Origin of the sequence: Paraburkholderia sp. UCT2, assembly GCF_014397665.1 — a bacterium.
Taxonomy (GTDB): Bacteria; Pseudomonadota; Gammaproteobacteria; order Burkholderiales; family Burkholderiaceae; genus Paraburkholderia; species Paraburkholderia tuberum.
On sequence record NZ_VZQO01000014.1, the window covers coordinates 43,854 to 60,615 of the forward strand.

Here is a 16,762-nt window from a genome sequence, read left to right on the forward strand (position 1 = left end):
GCCGCCCCGGTTGCAATCCTCGCCCATCAACGCGGCATCCTCGCCGCCTCGGAAGAAATCTGAGTCTGGCCGAAGTTTGCCTCTGGACAGGCCTGCGCGGTCGCCTTAAGGTGGGTATGCAGTTGTTTGTAATTACCCACTTATTAGATAGGATTCCAGATGAAATCGACGAAGACCACCACGAACCACGCCGCAACGAAAGCACCGGCAACGAAAGCACCGGCAACGAAGGCACCGGCAAAGAAAACGATGGCTGCGAGTGTGGTTGAGCCGAAGGCAAAAACGACGGTGGCGGCGAAGGCGGCTGCCAAAGCTCCGACGACGAAGGTCGCGCCGACGCCCGCCGCCAAGACTCCCGCGACGAAGGCCGCGCCCGCCGTCAAGACGCCCGCAGCGAAGGTCGCGCCGACGCCTGGCGAAAAAACCTCGACAACGTTAGCGCCGACGCCGCCTGCGTCGAGCCAGTCCAGCGGTGCAAAATCTCTTCCTCAGACGGCTGGCGCGGCGCTCGCTGCGCGAATCGCCGACGCGCGCGTGACTGAAGTCAAGCTGGCGAAAGCGATCAGCGTTGCGCCGCGCCGTATCCGCGAGATCATCGAGGGCAAGCGCCGTTTGACGGCTGATACGGCCGTTCGCCTTGCTGTGTTCTTCGGCGACGATCCGATGACCTGGATGGGCTACCAGCTTGCGTACGAAATCGCGCAGGAGACTCAGGAGCTCTCCGGCGTACTCGCGTCGATCGTGCCCCTGGCGCGCGTCGCGCAGACTCCTGTCGTCGCTTCCAGGGGAGCGTGAGATGGCGAGGAAAAAGCCGGCCGGAATCGTTGCAAAGCTGGTCCCTGAGAGTCGTCGCCTGAGGTTTCTCCCGAAAATGCTGGGCAAATTTTTATGGCCGGTTGCAGAGAACCTGGTGTATTCCTGCGCGGCCAAGCTCTCGCCGGAGTATGCGCACGGGGCGTGGAATTTTTACGAACTGTCGAACGGCAGTTTCTATCTTGCACCCCGCGCGCCGGAACGGATGACACTGAGGATAGAGGGCAATCAGTTCGATAGCACCATGAGCGCGGACGCAGCCGGAATCACCATCAGCCTGTTCGTCCTGAACCGGCTGATATGGACGATTCATGAACAGGGCGGTAACTACGATCCGCAGGTCGAGCAGTACTACGCGCTGAGGGAGTACGCGAAACAGCACGCCGAGGGCGGGCTGATTTTGCGGGCTATCGACTAGCGATCTGGCGCACCAGTCCAGGCCCGCCGAGCGCAGGCCTGAGCGTTTCTGACGCTAGCGCGCTGGTGGGTCGGATTGAAATTTCTTGACAACCGGCAAAAACAGTCGAATATACGCAAAGATTAGTAGTCTCCGAACTGCACCCGGAACCCGCCTCGAGCGGGTTTTTTCGTTTTGCGCGTTCAGATTTCTGCACCGCCCCCCATGAAAGACACCTATTGCGGCACAGCAGCGGCGCTGCGTGACGCGCTTTCGCACGCGGTTCTGCGTGGAGGCGCGTCGTCTCTCAAGGCGCTACACCAGTCGGCTCCCGGCGATGACGTACTGACCGGCACGGATGCCACCGCGCAGGCCGCGCGTATCCGTTACCGGCTGGACCGATTGACGGATTTGCAGCGCGCGCTGCTCGTAGTCAGCTACGCACCCCAAAACATAACCTGCGCGTGCCATCGTCCCTGCTGCGCGGGGCACTATCCCAATCCCGAATGGTCGGGCGCGCTCGCTCAGATCGTCGCGCACACTGCGCCGCTCTTCATCGGGCACGTCCCGAATATCCGTTTGCGTTCCGCGCTGGTCGCCAACATCCTCACCCATACCGGCGAGACACAGGTCAGCCTCGCGCAGCGCTGCGGCGTGCACCGGCAGACCGTTGCCGAACATACCGCGATTCTCGGTGCAACACTGAGCGGCACGCGGCAGAAAAGCGGTGAGTTCGACGCAGCGTTCGGGCGCATCGATGCGCTCCTGCGCGAAGCGGGGATCGTACGCGACGAATCCGCATCAGACGTCACGAATGAAGAAACAACCGCCCTGGCCTGCCGACAGCGTGGAGCGCTGGCCGCTTGAGCGGCTGCAGCTTGCGACGCGCAACGCGCGTAGCCATCCACCGGAGCAGGTGGAGAGCCTTGCAGGCTCACTGCGTGAATTTGGCTGGACGATTCCCGTACTTGTAGACGAAGTCGGCGAAATCATCGCCGGACACGGACGTCTGCTCGCCGCGCGCCAGATCGGGCTGGACGATGCGCCCGTAATCGTGGCGCGGGGATGGAGTGAGGCCCAGAAGCGCGCCTACCGGATTGCGGACAACAAGCTCGCACTTAACGCCTCATGGGACACGGAACTGCTCGCGCAGGAGCTTCAGGCACTCACCGTTGAGGGCTTCGAGCCCGATCTGCTAGGTTTCTCTGACGCTGATCTGGCGCGGCTGACTGACGATACAGACAGGCTCCGGCTCGATCACGCCGCGCAGATTGCCGAAGTCGCAGACCCTACGGAATTTGGTTTCGCAAGCGCGAACGCCAATACACACGACCGGGCTCCTGTCAGTGCAGCCGCCGACGCTGCCGCCAGCCAGAATGGTTTTTCTGCTGTGAGCGATGCAGCTGCATCTCTCGCAGTCTTTTCCTGCATGGTCCGAGTTGCCGACCGTCAGATTCTGTTCGATGCCATTGCACACGCGCGAACGCGCGGCGCCGCCGACAGCGGCGCGGCGCTCCTGCTGATAGCGCGCGAATGGCTTGATGCAAGCCAAAGTATCCAATGAATCGATCCGCTCACATCGGCGCGCCCTCGCACGCCTTCACGGCTTACGGCTGGCAGCATGGCTATCTGGCTGACGCATTGCAGGCGTGGACAGAGGACCTCGCTATGACTGAGCCGCAGGCGACTCACTTCGGCTACGTGCATGAGGGGGCAGCGCGCCTGCAGCACAACGGCCATGCGTGGATGCTGCACGCCGGCCAGTACTTCTGCGTCCCGGGCCGGTTCACGCTGTCTGCACGGAGCAGCCGCGGAGTCATCATGCGGCGCGCTGGCTGGCGCGGCCTGTTCATGATCGGTGGGCCCGTCGAGCACAAGGGCCGCTTGCGCTATATCGACCAGTGCAGTGATACCACGCTGGTTCAGCCGGTTCGCCGCGGCGATCCATGTCTGAACCTGCTGTACTTCCCCGCAGGCGTTTTTCAGACCGCACACACGCATCCATCGGACCGGCTTGGACTCGTTCTCTCAGGGCGCGGGACGTGCGTCGCACGTAATGCGGGCGCGGATGCCCGCATCGCGCTCGAAGCGGGAATGATCTTCTGCATCCATGCGAACGGCCGACACCACTTCGCAACCGACCGGGGCGACGAAATGCGCGTGCTCGCCTATCACCCGGATTCCGATTGCGGCCCGGCCGACGACGATCACCCGATGATCAACCGCACTATCGTGGATGGCGTGTCGGCCCGCAATCTTGCTGCGATCCGCACGACCGGCGATACGACACTGGAACGCTCATGAGCGGCAAGGCGCGTCTGACGCTGGACCGGCACTATGTGGACGAAACCGTCCACGATGCAGCGCTCGAAAGACTCCGGCATCTTTACAGCAGATTCGACCGGATCGTCGTCTCGTTTTCGGGCGGCAAGGACTCGACGGTCGTGCTGCATCTCGCACTCGCGGTCGCTCGCGAGACCGGACGCCTGCCGCTCGAGGTGCATTTCTATGACGAGGAATGCATATCGCCCGACACCGAGGACTATGTGGAGTGGGTGCGCGCGCAGCCCGATATCGCGCTTACGTGGTATTGCGTGCCGGTCAAACACCGCAACGCCTGTTCGCGGCAGCAGCCGTACTGGTACTGCTGGAATCCTGACGAGCGGGAGAAATGGGTACGCCCCATGCCGTCCTGCGCTGAGCCGACGATGCCGGGTTTCGCGCGCGGAATGATGATTCCCGATTGCAGTCACCTGCCATTCGCGGGCCAGTCGCAGACCGTCGCCATGCTGCGCGGCATCCGTACTCAGGAGTCGTTGCGCCGGTTGCGCATGACCATGCGCTCGCGCGTCGATAACTACATTCATCAGAGCCCTAACGCGCGCAACGTGTGGTTGTGCGATCCGATATACGACTGGCGATTCGAAGACGTATGGGTCGCGCCGTCGTGCTTCGGCTGGGACTACAACCACACCTATGACCGCTTCGAAGCGATGGGACTGGCGCATGCCCAACAGCGCGTCTGCCCGCCGTTTGGCGAAGAACCGCTCAACCTGCTGCACACCTGGGCGATCTGCTATCCCGACCTGTGGCACCGGATGACGGCGCGCGTACCGGGTGCCGCAACAGCCGCGCGCTACGCGCTGACCGAGCTTTACGGTACGCACCTGCGCGAGCCGCCAGTAGGACTGACATGGCGGGAATGGACCTGGCGGATCATCAATCTGTACGATGAACCCTGGCGCTCACGCGTGGCACTCTCCCTCAAGCGCGCGATAGAAGTGCACCAACGCAAGACGAAGCGGCCGATTGACGACACAAGAGCTGATCCAATGAGCGGCGTATCGTGGCGCGCGCTCGCACAGATCGCGCTCAAGGGCGACTTCAAGAACCGCAAGGCTGGTGGGCTGGTCACGCTTGCCGGAGCGGAGCAGAAGCGACGGGGGGTGACGCTCGAAGAATTGCTTGCAATGGAAAACGACAACGATGGCACCCGCTATTGAGTCAGCTTCCCCACTACCGGATGACGTGCGCGGCGCTATTGAACGCGCTGCCGTCTCACGCGTGAAGTGGGTACATCGCGATTGCGTGCGGGCGAACGACTACAACCCCAACCGCGTTGCGCCGCCCGAACTTGAACTGCTGGTTCTCTCGATCCTAGAGGACGGCTTCACACAGCCGCTGGTTGTGCTCAGGGACGGCAGCGGTTATCTGCTGATTGATGGCTTTCATCGCTGGCTGGTGTCGGACGATGCTCGTATCCGCGAGCGGTACGGCGGCTTCGTCCCGGCTGCGGAGATTGAAGCCGATCCGGTACACCGGATGATGTCCACTATCCGTCACAATCGCGCGCGTGGCACGCACGCAGTTTTGCCGATGGCCGGGATTGTCCGCACGATCATCGAGGCAGGCGTACCGGTACCGGAGATCGAGCGCGGCCTTGGCATGGAACCGGAGGAAGTAGACAGACTTGCAGACCGTTCCGGCATGCCTGAACGTGTGGGTAAGCGCCTCGCAAAAGCGGAGTTCGGCCGCGCGTGGATTCCGTCCTGACGCTGCGTGTATCGATGCTTGAACTGTCGATCCGCTCGAACATTGAGGCCGTGTCGCGCAAGCTCTCAGCGCTGGCTTATCGGCAATTGCCCTTTGCCGAAGCACACACTGTGACCGAACTGGCGAAGCTCGCCGCCGACGCCGAAAGGAACGCACTACCGCAGGTATTTGACAACCCGACGCCCTTTACGGTCAACTCGGTGGCCGTGCAGCCCGCGCGCAAGGGAACGCCCGTTGCACGCGTCTATATCCGCGACAAGGCCGCTCGATACCTTGCACCCTATGAATTCGGCGGCGTGCAGTATCTTGGCGCGAAGCCTGCGAATCTCGTTCCGGCCGGCGCATCGGCGAACCAGTACGGCAACCTGCCGCGCAACGCGATCCGCAAGTACATGGGGCGGCCTGACGTGTTCATGGGAAGCGTCAGAACGAAACGCGGCACCGTGTACGGTGTATGGCAGCGTCCATTTCTCCGCGAACATGCGACGGACATAACCGGGGACGTTGCGCAGCGCAGGAAGCTCAGGGGCAGACACAAGCGGCTGGCGAAAGACGCGAACACGACAGGCCGGCTTCGCTTGCTCGTCGAGTTTAGGGCGCCCGTTGAGACGAAGAAGCGGCTTGAATTTGGCGAGCGCGCAGAAGCGGTTGTGACGGCGAACGTTGATCGCATGTTCGGGCGTGAACTTGCGCGTGCCGTCGCGAGTGGGCAATGATCGCAGGCGCGACAGTAGTCGAAGCTCGCAACGTTATGGTAACTGACGGCCAAAAATAGACGAGAAAGGCGTTAGAGGCCCGTCCTTATCCCTGCAAAGATGGCAGATGAAGCGAACGTCATCCGGGATGAGATGAGTCCCGGTCACGACCTGAAGCCGGTTCAGCGAGGTGTACAAGGTAGCAAGGGGAAAAGCCAGTATGGCGTGATCAGCGTCGAATGCGTAATAGCTATCGCGTACATAAGCTCCTAGGGCTCTTCTCACGCCAAGTCGCTTGATCTCCCTAAAGTGCTGAGGAATCTCTGGATCTACAAAGCGCGCACGCGTGTAGTTCGCCTCCTCTCGACGATGCTTAATCCATTCTAACGGATTCTCGGACGCGATTTCCTGAGACAGCAAAGGATGAGAAGGAAATTTCGTGGCGAACAGTTCTAGTACTACTTCGTGGGTATTGCCTTTCGTCTTTGAGACAACGCTCCCGGTCTGAGCCTCGGCCACGAACGGCTTGGTTCCCCGATAGAGGATGGCCCAGCCTTCAATCGCCAAGAGCGCTCGCAGCGCGTAGAACGTGGCGTAGTAAGCTTTGACCGTGCTCCAGCTAAACGCGTATCCGTCTGCTCCGTTCACAGCTTCCGCTAACGATACTGCTCCCGAATAAAGATATGAACGCGCGTCGTCCCGCAGGGCTTGTCGAAGACTCTGCGCTTGGGATGCCGTGAATGGCGTGAAGGAGGCCCCGACGCCAAATTCGCCGTTCAAATACGTCGAAGCCTGATGCATGCGATCAAATCTCGAACTGTTTGGCTTCGACCTTCGGCCTGAATTGCTCAGTCAGGCGCTCGTACACACGCTTGGTCGCCTCGCTGCCGCCGAGACTCTTCAGATCCGCCTGTTCAATGAGCCTGTTTTCCGGCATGGTCAACGAATCACTGATCGTCTTCGAGGAAAACGAGCTACGCTGATTGCAGTAAGGGAAAAGCTTGAGTTGCAAAAAGTTTATCGCCCCGGTAAAGCCCGCCGCGTACATAAAAGCGTTCTCCCTTTCCCACCATTTCGCCCCGTATTTTTCCGACAGGGCGACGAACAGATTCATGATGATCTGTTTTTGCATGTTCAATTCCTTGACGCCGATGCGGTCGAAGTCACCCCTTTCCTCGACGAGTGGCTTGATTGCTGATACAGCAGTTGATAGCGCGATTCCGCCTCGCCTGGTGGGCGCTCCGGGCAGTTTGATTTGCTCACGGTACGGCGAGTCCTCATCTTCGTTCAGAAAGATGACGATATCGCGCGCGCGTTCAGCGGCCGGATCCACGATTTCGGCACTCGCCACACCGTACAGGTCGAAGACCAAGCTGCGTGGGACTGGTTTCTGCTCGGTGTTGATCGAAAGAAAAATGTCCGCGCACTCCTGCGTTCCTAGTCCGGCATAGATAACGACTGGCACCTCGAGCTTGCCCCACTTATCGTCTTCTTCGATAGCTTCGCGAATACCCGCAATCCGATGCTGACCGTCAATAATCTGTGCCGACTGCGCTACCATGGGAATATTAATGGTGGTAGACGTGAACTCCAGGGGCTGGTCGGTATTAACCCAGTTTAGAACGAACGCGTTCGGGAAATTTCCGCCATTCATAACGAATCGCTTGATGTTGACGATCCGGCTGGTGTTGAGCACCCGCTGAACGGCGCCCTCCTCAAGCGACTGGCCGCGGACCGCAGCATAGCTAAGCTGCGTGACAGTCTTCGCATCCAACCTAGTCAGAAAAAACGAATGCTTTTCCTGTTTCACATGGATACAAGGAAAAGTTTTTACGGCTTTCGGTTTGCGGGCGGCCATTTGTGCGATTCGGTGGAAGGGGCGCGGTTATTTTACAGGTCTTCAAGCGCAACGCTAGTAACGACTGGAAATCGCGCCACGGAGAAGCGTGCCCACGATCCCTCGCCAACTTGTCCGATTCCGGCAGCCCTAGCCGACGGAGTCGCGGGGCCGTGCGGGTCCTGGGCACGGCCAAAAAAACGGGGGGAATTGCGCGACCCCGTTCTTTCCGTAGCTACAGGTTTCAAAAAGTCTTTGCACCGTGGCTGACGGCATTTCAATCCGCGAGTTCGCGCGGCGCGAGCACGTTTCGGACACGCTTGTTCATCAGGCGCTGAAACAGGGACGGCTTGCGAAGCGCGCAGACGGCCTGATGGACGCGGCGCTCGTCGGTACCCGCTGGCGCGCGAGCGAGCGGCCTGACGAAAGCGCAAAGGAAAACGCAAAGGACACTTTGCAGTCAGCCGGAAGTGCCAAGGGCCTCGCCTACGGCGAAGCGCTGCGCCTGAAGGAGAACTGGACGGCGCTGTTACGCCGTCTGGAATATGAGCATAAGTCCGGCGCACTGGTTGAGCTGGCCATCGCGCGAGGCGTCGTGTTCGAACTGTGCCGCGAGCAGCGCGACGCGTGGCTTGCGTGGCCCGCGAAGGTCGCGCCGTTCATCGCAATGGCCTTCGGTCTGGACGACATTGACCGGCTAACGAACACACTGGCGGCGCATGTCCATCAGCAGCTTGCCGACCTCGGGGAGCCTGAACCGCGCTTCGACACGGAACAAGGCCGATGATCTTCGACGTGTCGGTCGCAGCGGGTGGACCCCGCCGCCACGTCTGAGCGTTCCGCAGTGGGCTGACCAGTACCGGCGACTCGCGAAGGAATCGGGCAGCCTGTCGGGCCGCTGGTCGACCGGGACCGTCGAAGCAGCACGCGGGCCAATGCTCGCAGTGACCGAGCCGGGCGTGCATGTCATCACCGCGATGGTGAACACGCAGTTGTTCAAGACGTCGCTGATCGAGAACGTCTTCGGCTACTTTGCGCATCTCGATCCGTGCCCGATGCTGCTGCTCGAACCGAAGGAAGCCGCGGCCGAACAGTTCAGCAAGGAACGCATTACGCCACTGGTGCGGGTCACGCCCGTACTGCGTGAACGGGTCGGCACGACCAAAACGCGCAACGCCGAGGAAACGCTGCTGTTCAAGTCGTTTCCGGGCGGCTTCCTCGCGCTCGCGGGCGCGGGCAGTCCCGATAACCTCGCGCGCCGCCCGATCCGGCTCGTTCTCGCGGACGAAATCGACAAGTACCCGGTCACGCGCGAGGGCGACCCTATCGCGCTCGCCGAGGAACGCGTCGCCACGTTCGCGAACTGGCTGTCCGTGCGAACCTGTTCACCGACTGTCACCGAGGAAAGCCGCATCGAAGCCAGTTACGGCGAGTCGGACCAGCGTCGCGCGAGCGTGGCTTGTCCGCATTGCGGGCACCGTCAGTTCCTGGAATTTTTCCGCCATGTCGAGTGGGAGAAGCGCAAGGACGACAAGGGCAACGTGACTGCCCATCGCACGAAAACCGCGCGCGTGTACTGCGAGTCGTGTGGCGCGGGCTGGTCCGAGTCCGAACGGCTCACCGCGTTGCAGACGGTCCGCTGGCATCAGACCCGGGTATTCGAGTGCTGCGGCGCACGGCATGTGCCGCTCGACGCGTACGACCGCGCGTGGCGCAACAGCGACGAAGCGCGAGACGGCGCTGACCCCGCTAGCGTGGTGTGGGACTGGTGGGCATCGGAACGTCACGCCGTCTACCGCGCGAAGTGTCCGACCTGCGGCGCGTGGAGCGTCGATAACACGCATGCCGGATTCCAGGCATCCAAACTCCTGAGCCCGTGGACGCGCGACCGACCCGCCGATATCGCGGCGCGCTGGATCGACGCACAGGGCGACGAGGAACGGCTGCAGGCGTGGTGGAATACACAGATGGGACTCCCATACCGTCCGCGCACTGGTCGGTCGCTCTCCGCTGAGGCGGTTGTCGCTCGCGGTGAGATATGGGCGGCGGAAGTGCCCGATGGTGTCGCTGTGCTGGTTGTCGGCGTGGACGTGCAGGATTACCGCGTTGAGCTCGAAGTCGTCGGCTGGGGCCGCAACGAGGAAAGCTGGTCAATCGATTACGAAATCATCGAGGGCGAGTTTTCGGACGCGCGCACACAGGCGCGCATCGACACGTATCTAAAACGCCTGTGGTACCGCGCTGACGGTCGTCCCTTTGAAATCATGTCTGCGTGCATCGATTCGGGCGGGCATCACACGCAGGCGGTGTACCAGTTCTGCGCGGCGCGAATCGGCCGCCGTATCTGGGCGGTCAAGGGCGAATCGGCACGCGGCGGCGAGCGCAATCCGGTGTGGCCGTCAAAGCGCCCCACGTCGCGCACGAAGAAGACCTATCGCCCGATCCTGCTCGGCGTGAACGCGGCGAAAGACACGATCCGGCAGCGGCTGCTGCTCGATACGCCGGGACCAGGTTACATGCATTTCCCCGCTGACCGTGACATTGGCTATTACGCGCAACTGACCGCTGAGCGCATCGTGATCAAGGAGTCGGGCGGCAGACGTTATCGGGTGTGGGAACTGCCACCGGGCCGCGCCAATGAGGCGCTTGACTGTCGGGTGTATGCGTATGGCGCGCTGTGCGGTCTGCTGTTCTTCGGCCTGCAACTGAACCGCCGCGCCGACGCAGTACAGGCATGGACCCCGCCGCCTGACGTGCCGCCGACGCCGCACCGCCCGTATCCGGCCACTGCCCGAATGCGGACATCGCTCGTTCAGCGTCTTGCCTGAATCGCACGTCTAAGCTGCCATGCCCTGTCGCCGCCTGAGCATCCTGGACGGGATGACGCTCGGTGCGCTCGAAAGGCAGCTTGCGAGCATGCAGCAGGCGTATCTCGCGCTGGTGTCGGGCACAAAGGCGCAGTCCGCGTCGTACACACAGGCGGACGGTAGCCGCTCCGTCGCGTACACGCAGACCAATATCGCCGATCTGGTGCAGGCCATCATCGGCGTACAGACACAGATCGATGCACTGCGCGGACTCTGCCGCAACCGCCGCCGTCCGGTCACGCCGTACTTCTGAGCCAGCAATGGGCGTCATCGTTGACGAAAGCGGCCAGCCGATTCCGGCACCCGTTGCTGTACGTGGCGGCGCGACGAACGCGCTAACGGGGGAACCGGGGCGCGCGATGGTCATGCCGGGGCTCGGGCTTCCTGGCTACCAGTTTCCGTACGACGCTGCGGACTGGTTCGCCCAGGAGATGGGCAACTGGTTGCCGTGGATACGGTCGCCCGATTCGGAGATAAACCTATTCCGGGACTGGATGGTTGCGCGCTCGCGCGACCTCTTTCGCAATGACGGCTGGATCAATGGCGGTGTTACCCGCATTCTCGATAACACCATCGGCACGAACCTGCTTTTATCGGCGAATCCCGATTACCGCGCGCTGGCATTGCGTACCGGTATCAGCGCCTTTGACGCGACCTGGGCCGATGAATTCAGACGTACGGCGGAAGCACTCTGGCGCGGCTATGCTGAGAACCCCGCGCACTACAACGACGTGGCGCGACAGCTTACGCTCGGTCAGCAGTTCCGGCTCGCAATGCGTCACAAGCTGGTCGATGGCGAGGGACTGGGCCTCATTTACTGGCTACCCGAGCGCATCGGCTATGGCGGCGCGGACTACGCGACCGCGTTGCTGCTGCTCGATCCCGACCGTCTGAGCAACCCGTATCAGGCGATTGATTCGCGCTATCTGCGTGGCGGCGTTGAGATTGACGATTACGGCGTGCCTCTCGCGTATCACATCCGCGAAGCGCACCAGAACGACTGGTATCTCGCCGTCGAGGCGAACACCTGGGAGCGTATCGAGCGCTGCGACGAGGACGGCTGGCTGCGCGTGCTGCACGACTACGACCGCGACCGTGCGGGCCAGCATCGGGGACTTGGTGTGTTCACGCCGGTCCTGCTGCACGCGCGAATGCTCGCGCGGTATTACGGCGTCGAACTACAGGCCGCGACGATTGCCGCGACGTTCGGCACCTACGTTACGTCGCCCTACGATCCGGCGCTGGTACAGGATGCGCTTGGCGCAGGCGACGGCGAAGAACTGCCGCTCTATCAGGCGCTGCGCGCACGCTGGGCCGACGAACGTCCCGCGATGCTCAACGGCGCGCGTATTCCCACGCTGGCGCCCGGCGAATCACTCGAAAGCGTGTCGGCCGCGCACCCGCACGGCAACTTCGAGACCTTCGCGCACGAAATGCAGCGCGTGATTGCGGCGGTGCTGGGCCTGAGTGCCGAGCAGCTTTCACAGGACTGGAGCAAGACGAACTACAGCAGTGCGCGGGCTGCGCTGCTCGAAGCATGGAAAACGCTCACGCGGCGGCGCGACGAATTCTGCCTGAACTTCGCGTCACCGTTCTACGGTGCGTGGCTGTGGGAAGCGATGGACCGGGGTGAACTGCCGCTGCCGGCTGGTGCGCCGCCGTATATCGAGGCGCGCGCCGCGTACGCGCGCTGTTCATGGATGGGGGTGGCGCGCGGCTGGATCGATCCGACCAAGGAAAAGGCCGGTGCGGTGATGGGCATGGACGCGGCGCTCTCGACGCTCAAGCGCGAATGCGCAGAACAGGGACTCGACTACGAGGAAGTACTGCATCAGCGCGCGAATGAAATCCGGCTGATGAAGGAACTTGGGCTTGATTTGCCTGCCTGGGCTGGCAGTATCGCTGCGGCAGAAGCGGCGAAACCCGAGGCAGCCCCTGTACCGCAATAGTATCCGGCCGCGTTGATAGCCGGGCGCTGTGTTCAGGACTGGCGACGCGCGGCGAACAGCTTGCGTACGAACGCAATCAGGCGCAGGGGATTCAGGCGGAAATGGCTATGGCGTGCAACGCCTGCGCGGCTGTAGAGGTGCGTAGCTTCAATCAGGGTAATCGGGCTCATGACTTTCTCCGTATAAATTCGAATACAGGATAGGTCTCCCTGTCTCAAATTTGAATAGGTTAAGTCCGAAAGATAGATGCCCCCGGATATCGAGGTCGGTGGAAAGAGAAGCCAGCTTTGTTGAATTGCAGGTTTCGGAATGGCGATACGCCCAACGGTGCCGCGACGCCGCTATGAAGGGACGCAAAAAAAATAGCGCGCCACAAGGACGCGCCATGAAAAGGGCTTTGTACTACATGCCAACCCTATCGCCCCTGGTGAGTGGAGGACGTACTGAGGGGCGAGGCTTCAATGCTAGGCGTGTGTGCCCGATGCGGGCCTCGGACAAATCCGAAATGCCGGGCGCTCGATGGTGGCGCAGCGCAAAAAAGGTTCTTCGCGGATTTACGTGGAGGATGGGTTACTGGCTCGAGTCGGCCAAATTCGGACGGTCGACGTATGTAGCCAGATTGACGACAATCTGATGTTCAACACTGAGCGCGAGTTGCGAGGGGAAATTTGAGAAAATCTGCCGCCAGCCATCGGACTATGGGAGGCAGCATCGCTCCGAACGAAATTAACGATCTATTCGGCTGCCTCCGAACAGTGAGCTACACCAAAGGCGACGAACTTGCAGGCGCTGCGACCGATGGTGGTACAGCCGGGATAGCGGGAGTCGAGAGCGTGCTGAATGCACCCGGCCAAATGATTTAGGAATTGGCTCGACAAAATCGCTGCAAGATTGGCGTCCAATGGCTTCGTACCAATTGTTTCTATGGATGTGATGGTGCGTGTTACGGGCGCTGCAGTAAAGTTGAGGAGTTTTTTAAGTAAGAAAGCAGAGACCGCATCTGCGTCCAAGATGCGGCTCATCATCGAAAAGTTGTGAGTTACGTCATCTGCACGGAGCCAGCGACTCCAACGTTGGTTGCTTCGAACCAATATTGCGCTGCTCGCTCAATGAATACCCGGAAGCTCCGAGGTGGCGAGGATTTAGATACTATTGAGTCTAATGTCAGCGCGCCGTTGGCCTTTGCCCCGGCGCCACTTCCATTCCTAAAAAGCTTTGGATGCTCAGAGTTTTTGTCTTGGGCAACAAGTGTCAGCCATTTTAGAAAGAAAAGCATTGCAAATTTACCCCTGTAGTCCTTCATCGGATCAAGGGCTTCGAAGGCGGCCTTGTACTGCTCTATTTCAACAAGGGTTGGTTCACGAGCGAGTACAATTACATTCTTTAAATCTTCTTCACAAGCATCAACAGTCGTCAGCTCTATCTTTGCAAGTTTGCTAAGTTTGGTTGGCAAAGATCGGGCATCGATGCCAAGGATGCGCGCGAGATATATCCGGTGGTTGTAGGGCTTTGTGATTGTCAAAAAAGATTCGTATATTTCGTCGAACCTTTTTAGAAGCACCGATCTGAGCGCTGGGTCTCCATGGCAATGCATATCAACGGTGAGAATGCATTCCAAGATCTCACGACTAACGAGCCAATTTTCGAAGGAGTAAGTGTCAGTGACGTGGATATCAGCGTCGTCAGGGTATCCGCGAAGTCCGTCAAAATCTTTATCGATTAAGTATAAAACGCCGTTTCCGCTCCCGGAAAGATCGCGTCGCATGAGTTCTCTAAACTTGAGAACTTGGTCCTTCCCATTGCACACTATGAAATTGTAAGTTATTTCTGGCTGTAAGTTTCTCAGCCAGTGAAAGTAAACTTTTTTATCGTCAACTCCCTCGCACACAAAAACCAGACTTTTAGGATCATAAGCGCGCAAAGATGCTAATGTAGTCTTATGAACGGACGGCGCACCTCTCGCCTGCCGATATTGATTGACTAAGCCCTCATTTCGTTTGAGATCTGCCGAATCTTCTTTTTTTTCTGTCATTTCTTCATGCTCCGGCTGTATCTGTATCCACAATCTCGACCCGAAGTGCTTTCGCGAATGCATCCAATTCGTTGTCGAAAATGAACGGAGAATGCGTAATGGCGATCACCTGCTGGCACAAGTCAGAGTTAAGAATATCTGGAAGTATCTTTCGTTGCCAATCCAGAGAAAGCGATAGTTCTGGTTCGTCAACAAGAACCAATTTCTTTTTAGGATACAAATAAAGCCGAGCAAAAAGCGACACCATCTGCTTTTCCCCGGAAGAAAGCGCATCCAATGGTATCTCCTTATCTGGATGGCTCCGCCATACAGACACATCTAGACTGGCACGATCCAGTTTGAGAACCTTCTCCTCGACAGTAGGCACGCCGTCAAGCTCAGTGGTCGGGTCGTCTGCGGACAAGTAACGGTTGCAGTTGGCCACGAACTTTTCGACAACCTGTTCTGTCATGCGAGTTTTCTGAATCACGCTGTTTAGCTTGCCTAGAAAGTACGTCAAGAATTTTTCCGAGTTCGGAGGAATGTTCCCGCTGTATATCCTACTGACGTCAGGAATTTTAACTTGGCCGTATGGGCCGTAGGATGGATAGTAGAAGCCGCGGAAATGAAAATCTTTATTAACATTCTTTAGTCGATCAAAAAATATTTCCAATTCCCCGCGGCTAGGACGATCTTCAAGACTTGGCTGTTGCTTTTCGAAGGATCCGCTTATCAAGTCATCTACGATGTTCGCGCTGATTTCGGCATATTTCTGATTGGATTCAATCATGATTTCCTGATTCAGCTTTCGAAGTCTCGCTGAGATGTCAGAAAGACCGAATTGAATATCGCCCGCATGCAAACCCCTTCGCGTTAGACCAAGTCGATCTTGGACGCTTTTTTTTCTCGTGTATCGAACGTCCTCGGGCTCAGGTATCGATAGCTCGATTCGGCGATAGGTAGGTAGGTAGACTATTTCAATGTCTGCCATTGCGGTCGCGACGGCTTTCCGCAAAAAAGAAATTGGAGTTTCTGCGTCACCAATAGAATCGAAGATTTGCTTAAACTGTTTTTCAGCAGATTCAAATGTTTGGGCGGGCTGCTGGTACACCTTGTAATACACAGGATGCTGTGTCAGTTCGTCGCGACTGTGACGAAGCATCGGATAATCCCAAATTGCGAAAAATAGGACGTCCGCTGGATCAAGCTCATATTGCTTTGCCATGCGAGCAATAGCAGGATGATCAGCAGCCTTGGCCATATATTGGTCCAAGTCTTTCTTCTCTAATGTGAGAAGTTCATCTGTGTTTTGCAGCTTGCACTCTATTCGCTCAAACGTGAGGTCGGCGAGTCGCCCGAATTGGCAGCGCAGAAACGCATCCAACGCTCCCAGCATTGTCGTTTTGCCAGCACCATTACGGGCGATCAAGATTGTGGCCGCGTAGTCAGAGTCCAGAGTTAGTGTGCGATACCCGAACAGGCCCTTAATAGAAAAATGTTGAACTAGCGATTGGCGCGATGCTGCTTGGCTAACAATGTTGTCGTTGTCGTCGGTCATCTCTCTCACTTTTTTGCTGTCAGTTGCGAATGGTTAACTCGCTTGGTCCGACCTTGAGGCTGATCTCACTGTTCTAGTGGTGGACGTTTGACGCCAACCCTAGAGCAAAACGAACAGCAGCGAACCGGAGACAGGGCGCGAGTTACAATTGCCTTTCCGGCATGTCTAACGTCAGCAGAGCGACACTCGAATGACGTATCCACAATTATCCCCGAACGGCATTGTCAACTATCGGCAAGGCAAAGTCGAATATCGATTCATGGGCTATAACGCCCGCCGCTGACAGGTGGCCTGTACATTCATACAGCATCTCTATGAACACGGTGGACGCGCTTGAGTTTCGGGGGTAACGGGCGACCATCTTGGAGTACGACGGCTGATAGAAGCGCTTCGTGGAAGAGTACGGTGCCGCTGTGCTCAAGTTCGCGTATAGCAACGAGTATAGGATCGAATTATCCGCAACTGGTCCGTTCGTAGGCCCAGTTGATGGACGCGGGCTGAGGTGGTTGGATGTAGAGGGCAAACCCGTATTTGATGCAGCAGAGCAGCGGAACTCTAAGTTTGCTCATTGGGATAGAGTCT

At 58.9% G+C, this 16,762-nt stretch carries 17 protein-coding genes; 12 read left to right on the top strand and 5 right to left on the bottom strand.

Going from position 1 to position 16,762, the window contains the following annotated elements; genetic code table 11:
* The first annotated feature begins 159 nt into the window (after nt 1–159).
* The 8 genes from F6X39_RS37370 (at nt 160) to F6X39_RS13990 (ending at nt 5,979) form a co-directional block, all read left to right on the top strand.
* Nucleotides 160–795, top strand: coding sequence for a HigA family addiction module antitoxin (locus F6X39_RS37370; RefSeq protein ID WP_316251683.1), 636 nt, complete (start codon nt 160–162; stop codon nt 793–795).
* A 1-nt stretch (nt 796) separates the two neighbouring features.
* Nucleotides 797–1,231, top strand: coding sequence for an antirestriction protein (locus F6X39_RS13960; protein WP_184060359.1), 435 nt, complete (start codon nt 797–799; stop codon nt 1,229–1,231).
* 204 nt (nt 1,232–1,435) lie between these two features.
* The gene (locus tag F6X39_RS13965) at nt 1,436–2,077 is read left to right on the top strand and encodes a hypothetical protein (RefSeq protein ID WP_184063989.1); all 642 of its coding nucleotides are present in this window, start codon (nt 1,436–1,438) and stop codon (nt 2,075–2,077) included.
* On the top strand, nt 2,025–2,774 hold the full coding sequence (locus F6X39_RS13970; protein WP_184063991.1) for a ParB/Srx family N-terminal domain-containing protein: 750 nt from the start codon (nt 2,025–2,027) through the stop codon (nt 2,772–2,774). The genes F6X39_RS13965 and F6X39_RS13970 overlap by 53 nt, the downstream gene beginning before the upstream one ends.
* Complete coding sequence (locus F6X39_RS13975) at nt 2,771–3,514, top strand: cupin domain-containing protein (RefSeq protein WP_187617019.1); 744 nt, start codon at nt 2,771–2,773, stop codon at nt 3,512–3,514. Before F6X39_RS13970 ends, F6X39_RS13975 begins: the two co-directional genes overlap by 4 nt.
* Nucleotides 3,511–4,713, top strand: coding sequence for a phosphoadenosine phosphosulfate reductase family protein (locus tag F6X39_RS13980; protein ID WP_187617020.1), 1,203 nt, complete (start codon nt 3,511–3,513; stop codon nt 4,711–4,713). Before F6X39_RS13975 ends, F6X39_RS13980 begins: the two co-directional genes overlap by 4 nt.
* On the top strand, nt 4,697–5,263 hold the full coding sequence (locus tag F6X39_RS13985) for an IbrB-like domain-containing protein (protein WP_187617021.1): 567 nt from the start codon (nt 4,697–4,699) through the stop codon (nt 5,261–5,263). Before F6X39_RS13980 ends, F6X39_RS13985 begins: the two co-directional genes overlap by 17 nt.
* A gap of 14 nt (nt 5,264–5,277) precedes the next feature.
* Nucleotides 5,278–5,979: a hypothetical protein gene (locus F6X39_RS13990; protein WP_187617023.1), complete on the top strand. Its 702-nt coding sequence runs from the start codon at nt 5,278–5,280 to the stop codon at nt 5,977–5,979.
* A 33-nt stretch (nt 5,980–6,012) separates the two neighbouring features.
* Here F6X39_RS13990 and F6X39_RS13995 read toward each other — a convergent pair whose 3' ends face one another.
* Together F6X39_RS13995 and F6X39_RS14000 are read right to left on the bottom strand one after the other, a co-directional pair.
* The gene (locus F6X39_RS13995; protein ID WP_187617025.1) at nt 6,013–6,759 is read right to left on the bottom strand and encodes a hypothetical protein; all 747 of its coding nucleotides are present in this window, start codon (nt 6,757–6,759) and stop codon (nt 6,013–6,015) included.
* A gap of 4 nt (nt 6,760–6,763) precedes the next feature.
* Nucleotides 6,764–7,816 carry a DGQHR domain-containing protein gene (locus F6X39_RS14000; protein ID WP_187617027.1) on the bottom strand — a complete coding sequence of 351 codons (1,053 nt, stop codon included), beginning with the start codon at nt 7,814–7,816 and terminating at the stop codon, nt 6,764–6,766.
* A gap of 352 nt (nt 7,817–8,168) precedes the next feature.
* On the opposite strand from F6X39_RS14000, the gene F6X39_RS14005 reads away from it, so the two are divergent.
* From F6X39_RS14005 to F6X39_RS14020, 4 genes are read left to right on the top strand one after another with little or no spacing between them, the layout of a single operon-like run.
* The gene (locus F6X39_RS14005) at nt 8,169–8,582 is read left to right on the top strand and encodes a hypothetical protein (protein WP_222945211.1); all 414 of its coding nucleotides are present in this window, start codon (nt 8,169–8,171) and stop codon (nt 8,580–8,582) included.
* On the top strand, nt 8,515–10,623 hold the full coding sequence (locus tag F6X39_RS14010; RefSeq protein WP_187617030.1) for a phage terminase large subunit family protein: 2,109 nt from the start codon (nt 8,515–8,517) through the stop codon (nt 10,621–10,623). Before F6X39_RS14005 ends, F6X39_RS14010 begins: the two co-directional genes overlap by 68 nt.
* Before the next feature lie 19 nt (nt 10,624–10,642).
* Nucleotides 10,643–10,915 (top strand): gpW family head-tail joining protein, encoded by a 273-nt coding sequence (gene gpW, locus F6X39_RS14015; protein WP_187617032.1) that lies wholly within the window; start codon nt 10,643–10,645, stop codon nt 10,913–10,915.
* A gap of 7 nt (nt 10,916–10,922) precedes the next feature.
* Complete coding sequence (locus tag F6X39_RS14020; protein WP_187617034.1) at nt 10,923–12,611, top strand: phage portal protein; 1,689 nt, start codon at nt 10,923–10,925, stop codon at nt 12,609–12,611.
* 32 nt (nt 12,612–12,643) lie between these two features.
* Here F6X39_RS14020 and F6X39_RS14025 read toward each other — a convergent pair whose 3' ends face one another.
* From F6X39_RS14025 to F6X39_RS14035, 3 genes are all read right to left on the bottom strand, one after another.
* The gene (locus F6X39_RS14025; RefSeq protein ID WP_184060382.1) at nt 12,644–12,781 is read right to left on the bottom strand and encodes a hypothetical protein; all 138 of its coding nucleotides are present in this window, start codon (nt 12,779–12,781) and stop codon (nt 12,644–12,646) included.
* Nucleotides 12,782–13,650: 869 nt separating this feature from the next.
* Complete coding sequence (locus F6X39_RS14030) at nt 13,651–14,643, bottom strand: DUF4435 domain-containing protein (protein WP_187617035.1); 993 nt, start codon at nt 14,641–14,643, stop codon at nt 13,651–13,653.
* 4 nt (nt 14,644–14,647) lie between these two features.
* On the bottom strand, nt 14,648–16,180 hold the full coding sequence (locus F6X39_RS14035; protein WP_187617036.1) for an AAA family ATPase: 1,533 nt from the start codon (nt 16,178–16,180) through the stop codon (nt 14,648–14,650).
* Nucleotides 16,181–16,762 lie beyond the last annotated feature (582 nt).

What these genes read in the sequence shown, in the direction of transcription:
- F6X39_RS37370 (WP_316251683.1), top strand. Translation starts at nt 160, where the DNA reads ATGAAATCGACGAAGACCACCACGAACCACGCCGCAACGAAAGCACCG.
- F6X39_RS13995 (WP_187617025.1), bottom strand. Translation starts at nt 6,759, where the DNA reads ATGCATCAGGCTTCGACGTATTTGAACGGCGAATTTGGCGTCGGGGCC.
- F6X39_RS14000 (WP_187617027.1), bottom strand. Translation starts at nt 7,816, where the DNA reads ATGGCCGCCCGCAAACCGAAAGCCGTAAAAACTTTTCCTTGTATCCAT.
- F6X39_RS14025 (WP_184060382.1), bottom strand. Translation starts at nt 12,781, where the DNA reads ATGAGCCCGATTACCCTGATTGAAGCTACGCACCTCTACAGCCGCGCA.
- F6X39_RS14010 (WP_187617030.1), top strand. Translation starts at nt 8,515, where the DNA reads ATGTCCATCAGCAGCTTGCCGACCTCGGGGAGCCTGAACCGCGCTTCG.
- gpW (WP_187617032.1), top strand. Translation starts at nt 10,643, where the DNA reads ATGCCCTGTCGCCGCCTGAGCATCCTGGACGGGATGACGCTCGGTGCG.
- F6X39_RS13985 (WP_187617021.1), top strand. Translation starts at nt 4,697, where the DNA reads ATGGCACCCGCTATTGAGTCAGCTTCCCCACTACCGGATGACGTGCGC.
- F6X39_RS13965 (WP_184063989.1), top strand. Translation starts at nt 1,436, where the DNA reads ATGAAAGACACCTATTGCGGCACAGCAGCGGCGCTGCGTGACGCGCTT.
- F6X39_RS14020 (WP_187617034.1), top strand. Translation starts at nt 10,923, where the DNA reads ATGGGCGTCATCGTTGACGAAAGCGGCCAGCCGATTCCGGCACCCGTT.
- F6X39_RS14035 (WP_187617036.1), bottom strand. Translation starts at nt 16,180, where the DNA reads ATGACCGACGACAACGACAACATTGTTAGCCAAGCAGCATCGCGCCAA.
- F6X39_RS13980 (WP_187617020.1), top strand. Translation starts at nt 3,511, where the DNA reads ATGAGCGGCAAGGCGCGTCTGACGCTGGACCGGCACTATGTGGACGAA.
- F6X39_RS13990 (WP_187617023.1), top strand. Translation starts at nt 5,278, where the DNA reads ATGCTTGAACTGTCGATCCGCTCGAACATTGAGGCCGTGTCGCGCAAG.
- F6X39_RS14005 (WP_222945211.1), top strand. Translation starts at nt 8,169, where the DNA reads ATGGACGCGGCGCTCGTCGGTACCCGCTGGCGCGCGAGCGAGCGGCCT.
- F6X39_RS13970 (WP_184063991.1), top strand. Translation starts at nt 2,025, where the DNA reads ATGAAGAAACAACCGCCCTGGCCTGCCGACAGCGTGGAGCGCTGGCCG.
- F6X39_RS13975 (WP_187617019.1), top strand. Translation starts at nt 2,771, where the DNA reads ATGAATCGATCCGCTCACATCGGCGCGCCCTCGCACGCCTTCACGGCT.
- F6X39_RS14030 (WP_187617035.1), bottom strand. Translation starts at nt 14,643, where the DNA reads ATGACAGAAAAAAAAGAAGATTCGGCAGATCTCAAACGAAATGAGGGC.
- F6X39_RS13960 (WP_184060359.1), top strand. Translation starts at nt 797, where the DNA reads ATGGCGAGGAAAAAGCCGGCCGGAATCGTTGCAAAGCTGGTCCCTGAG.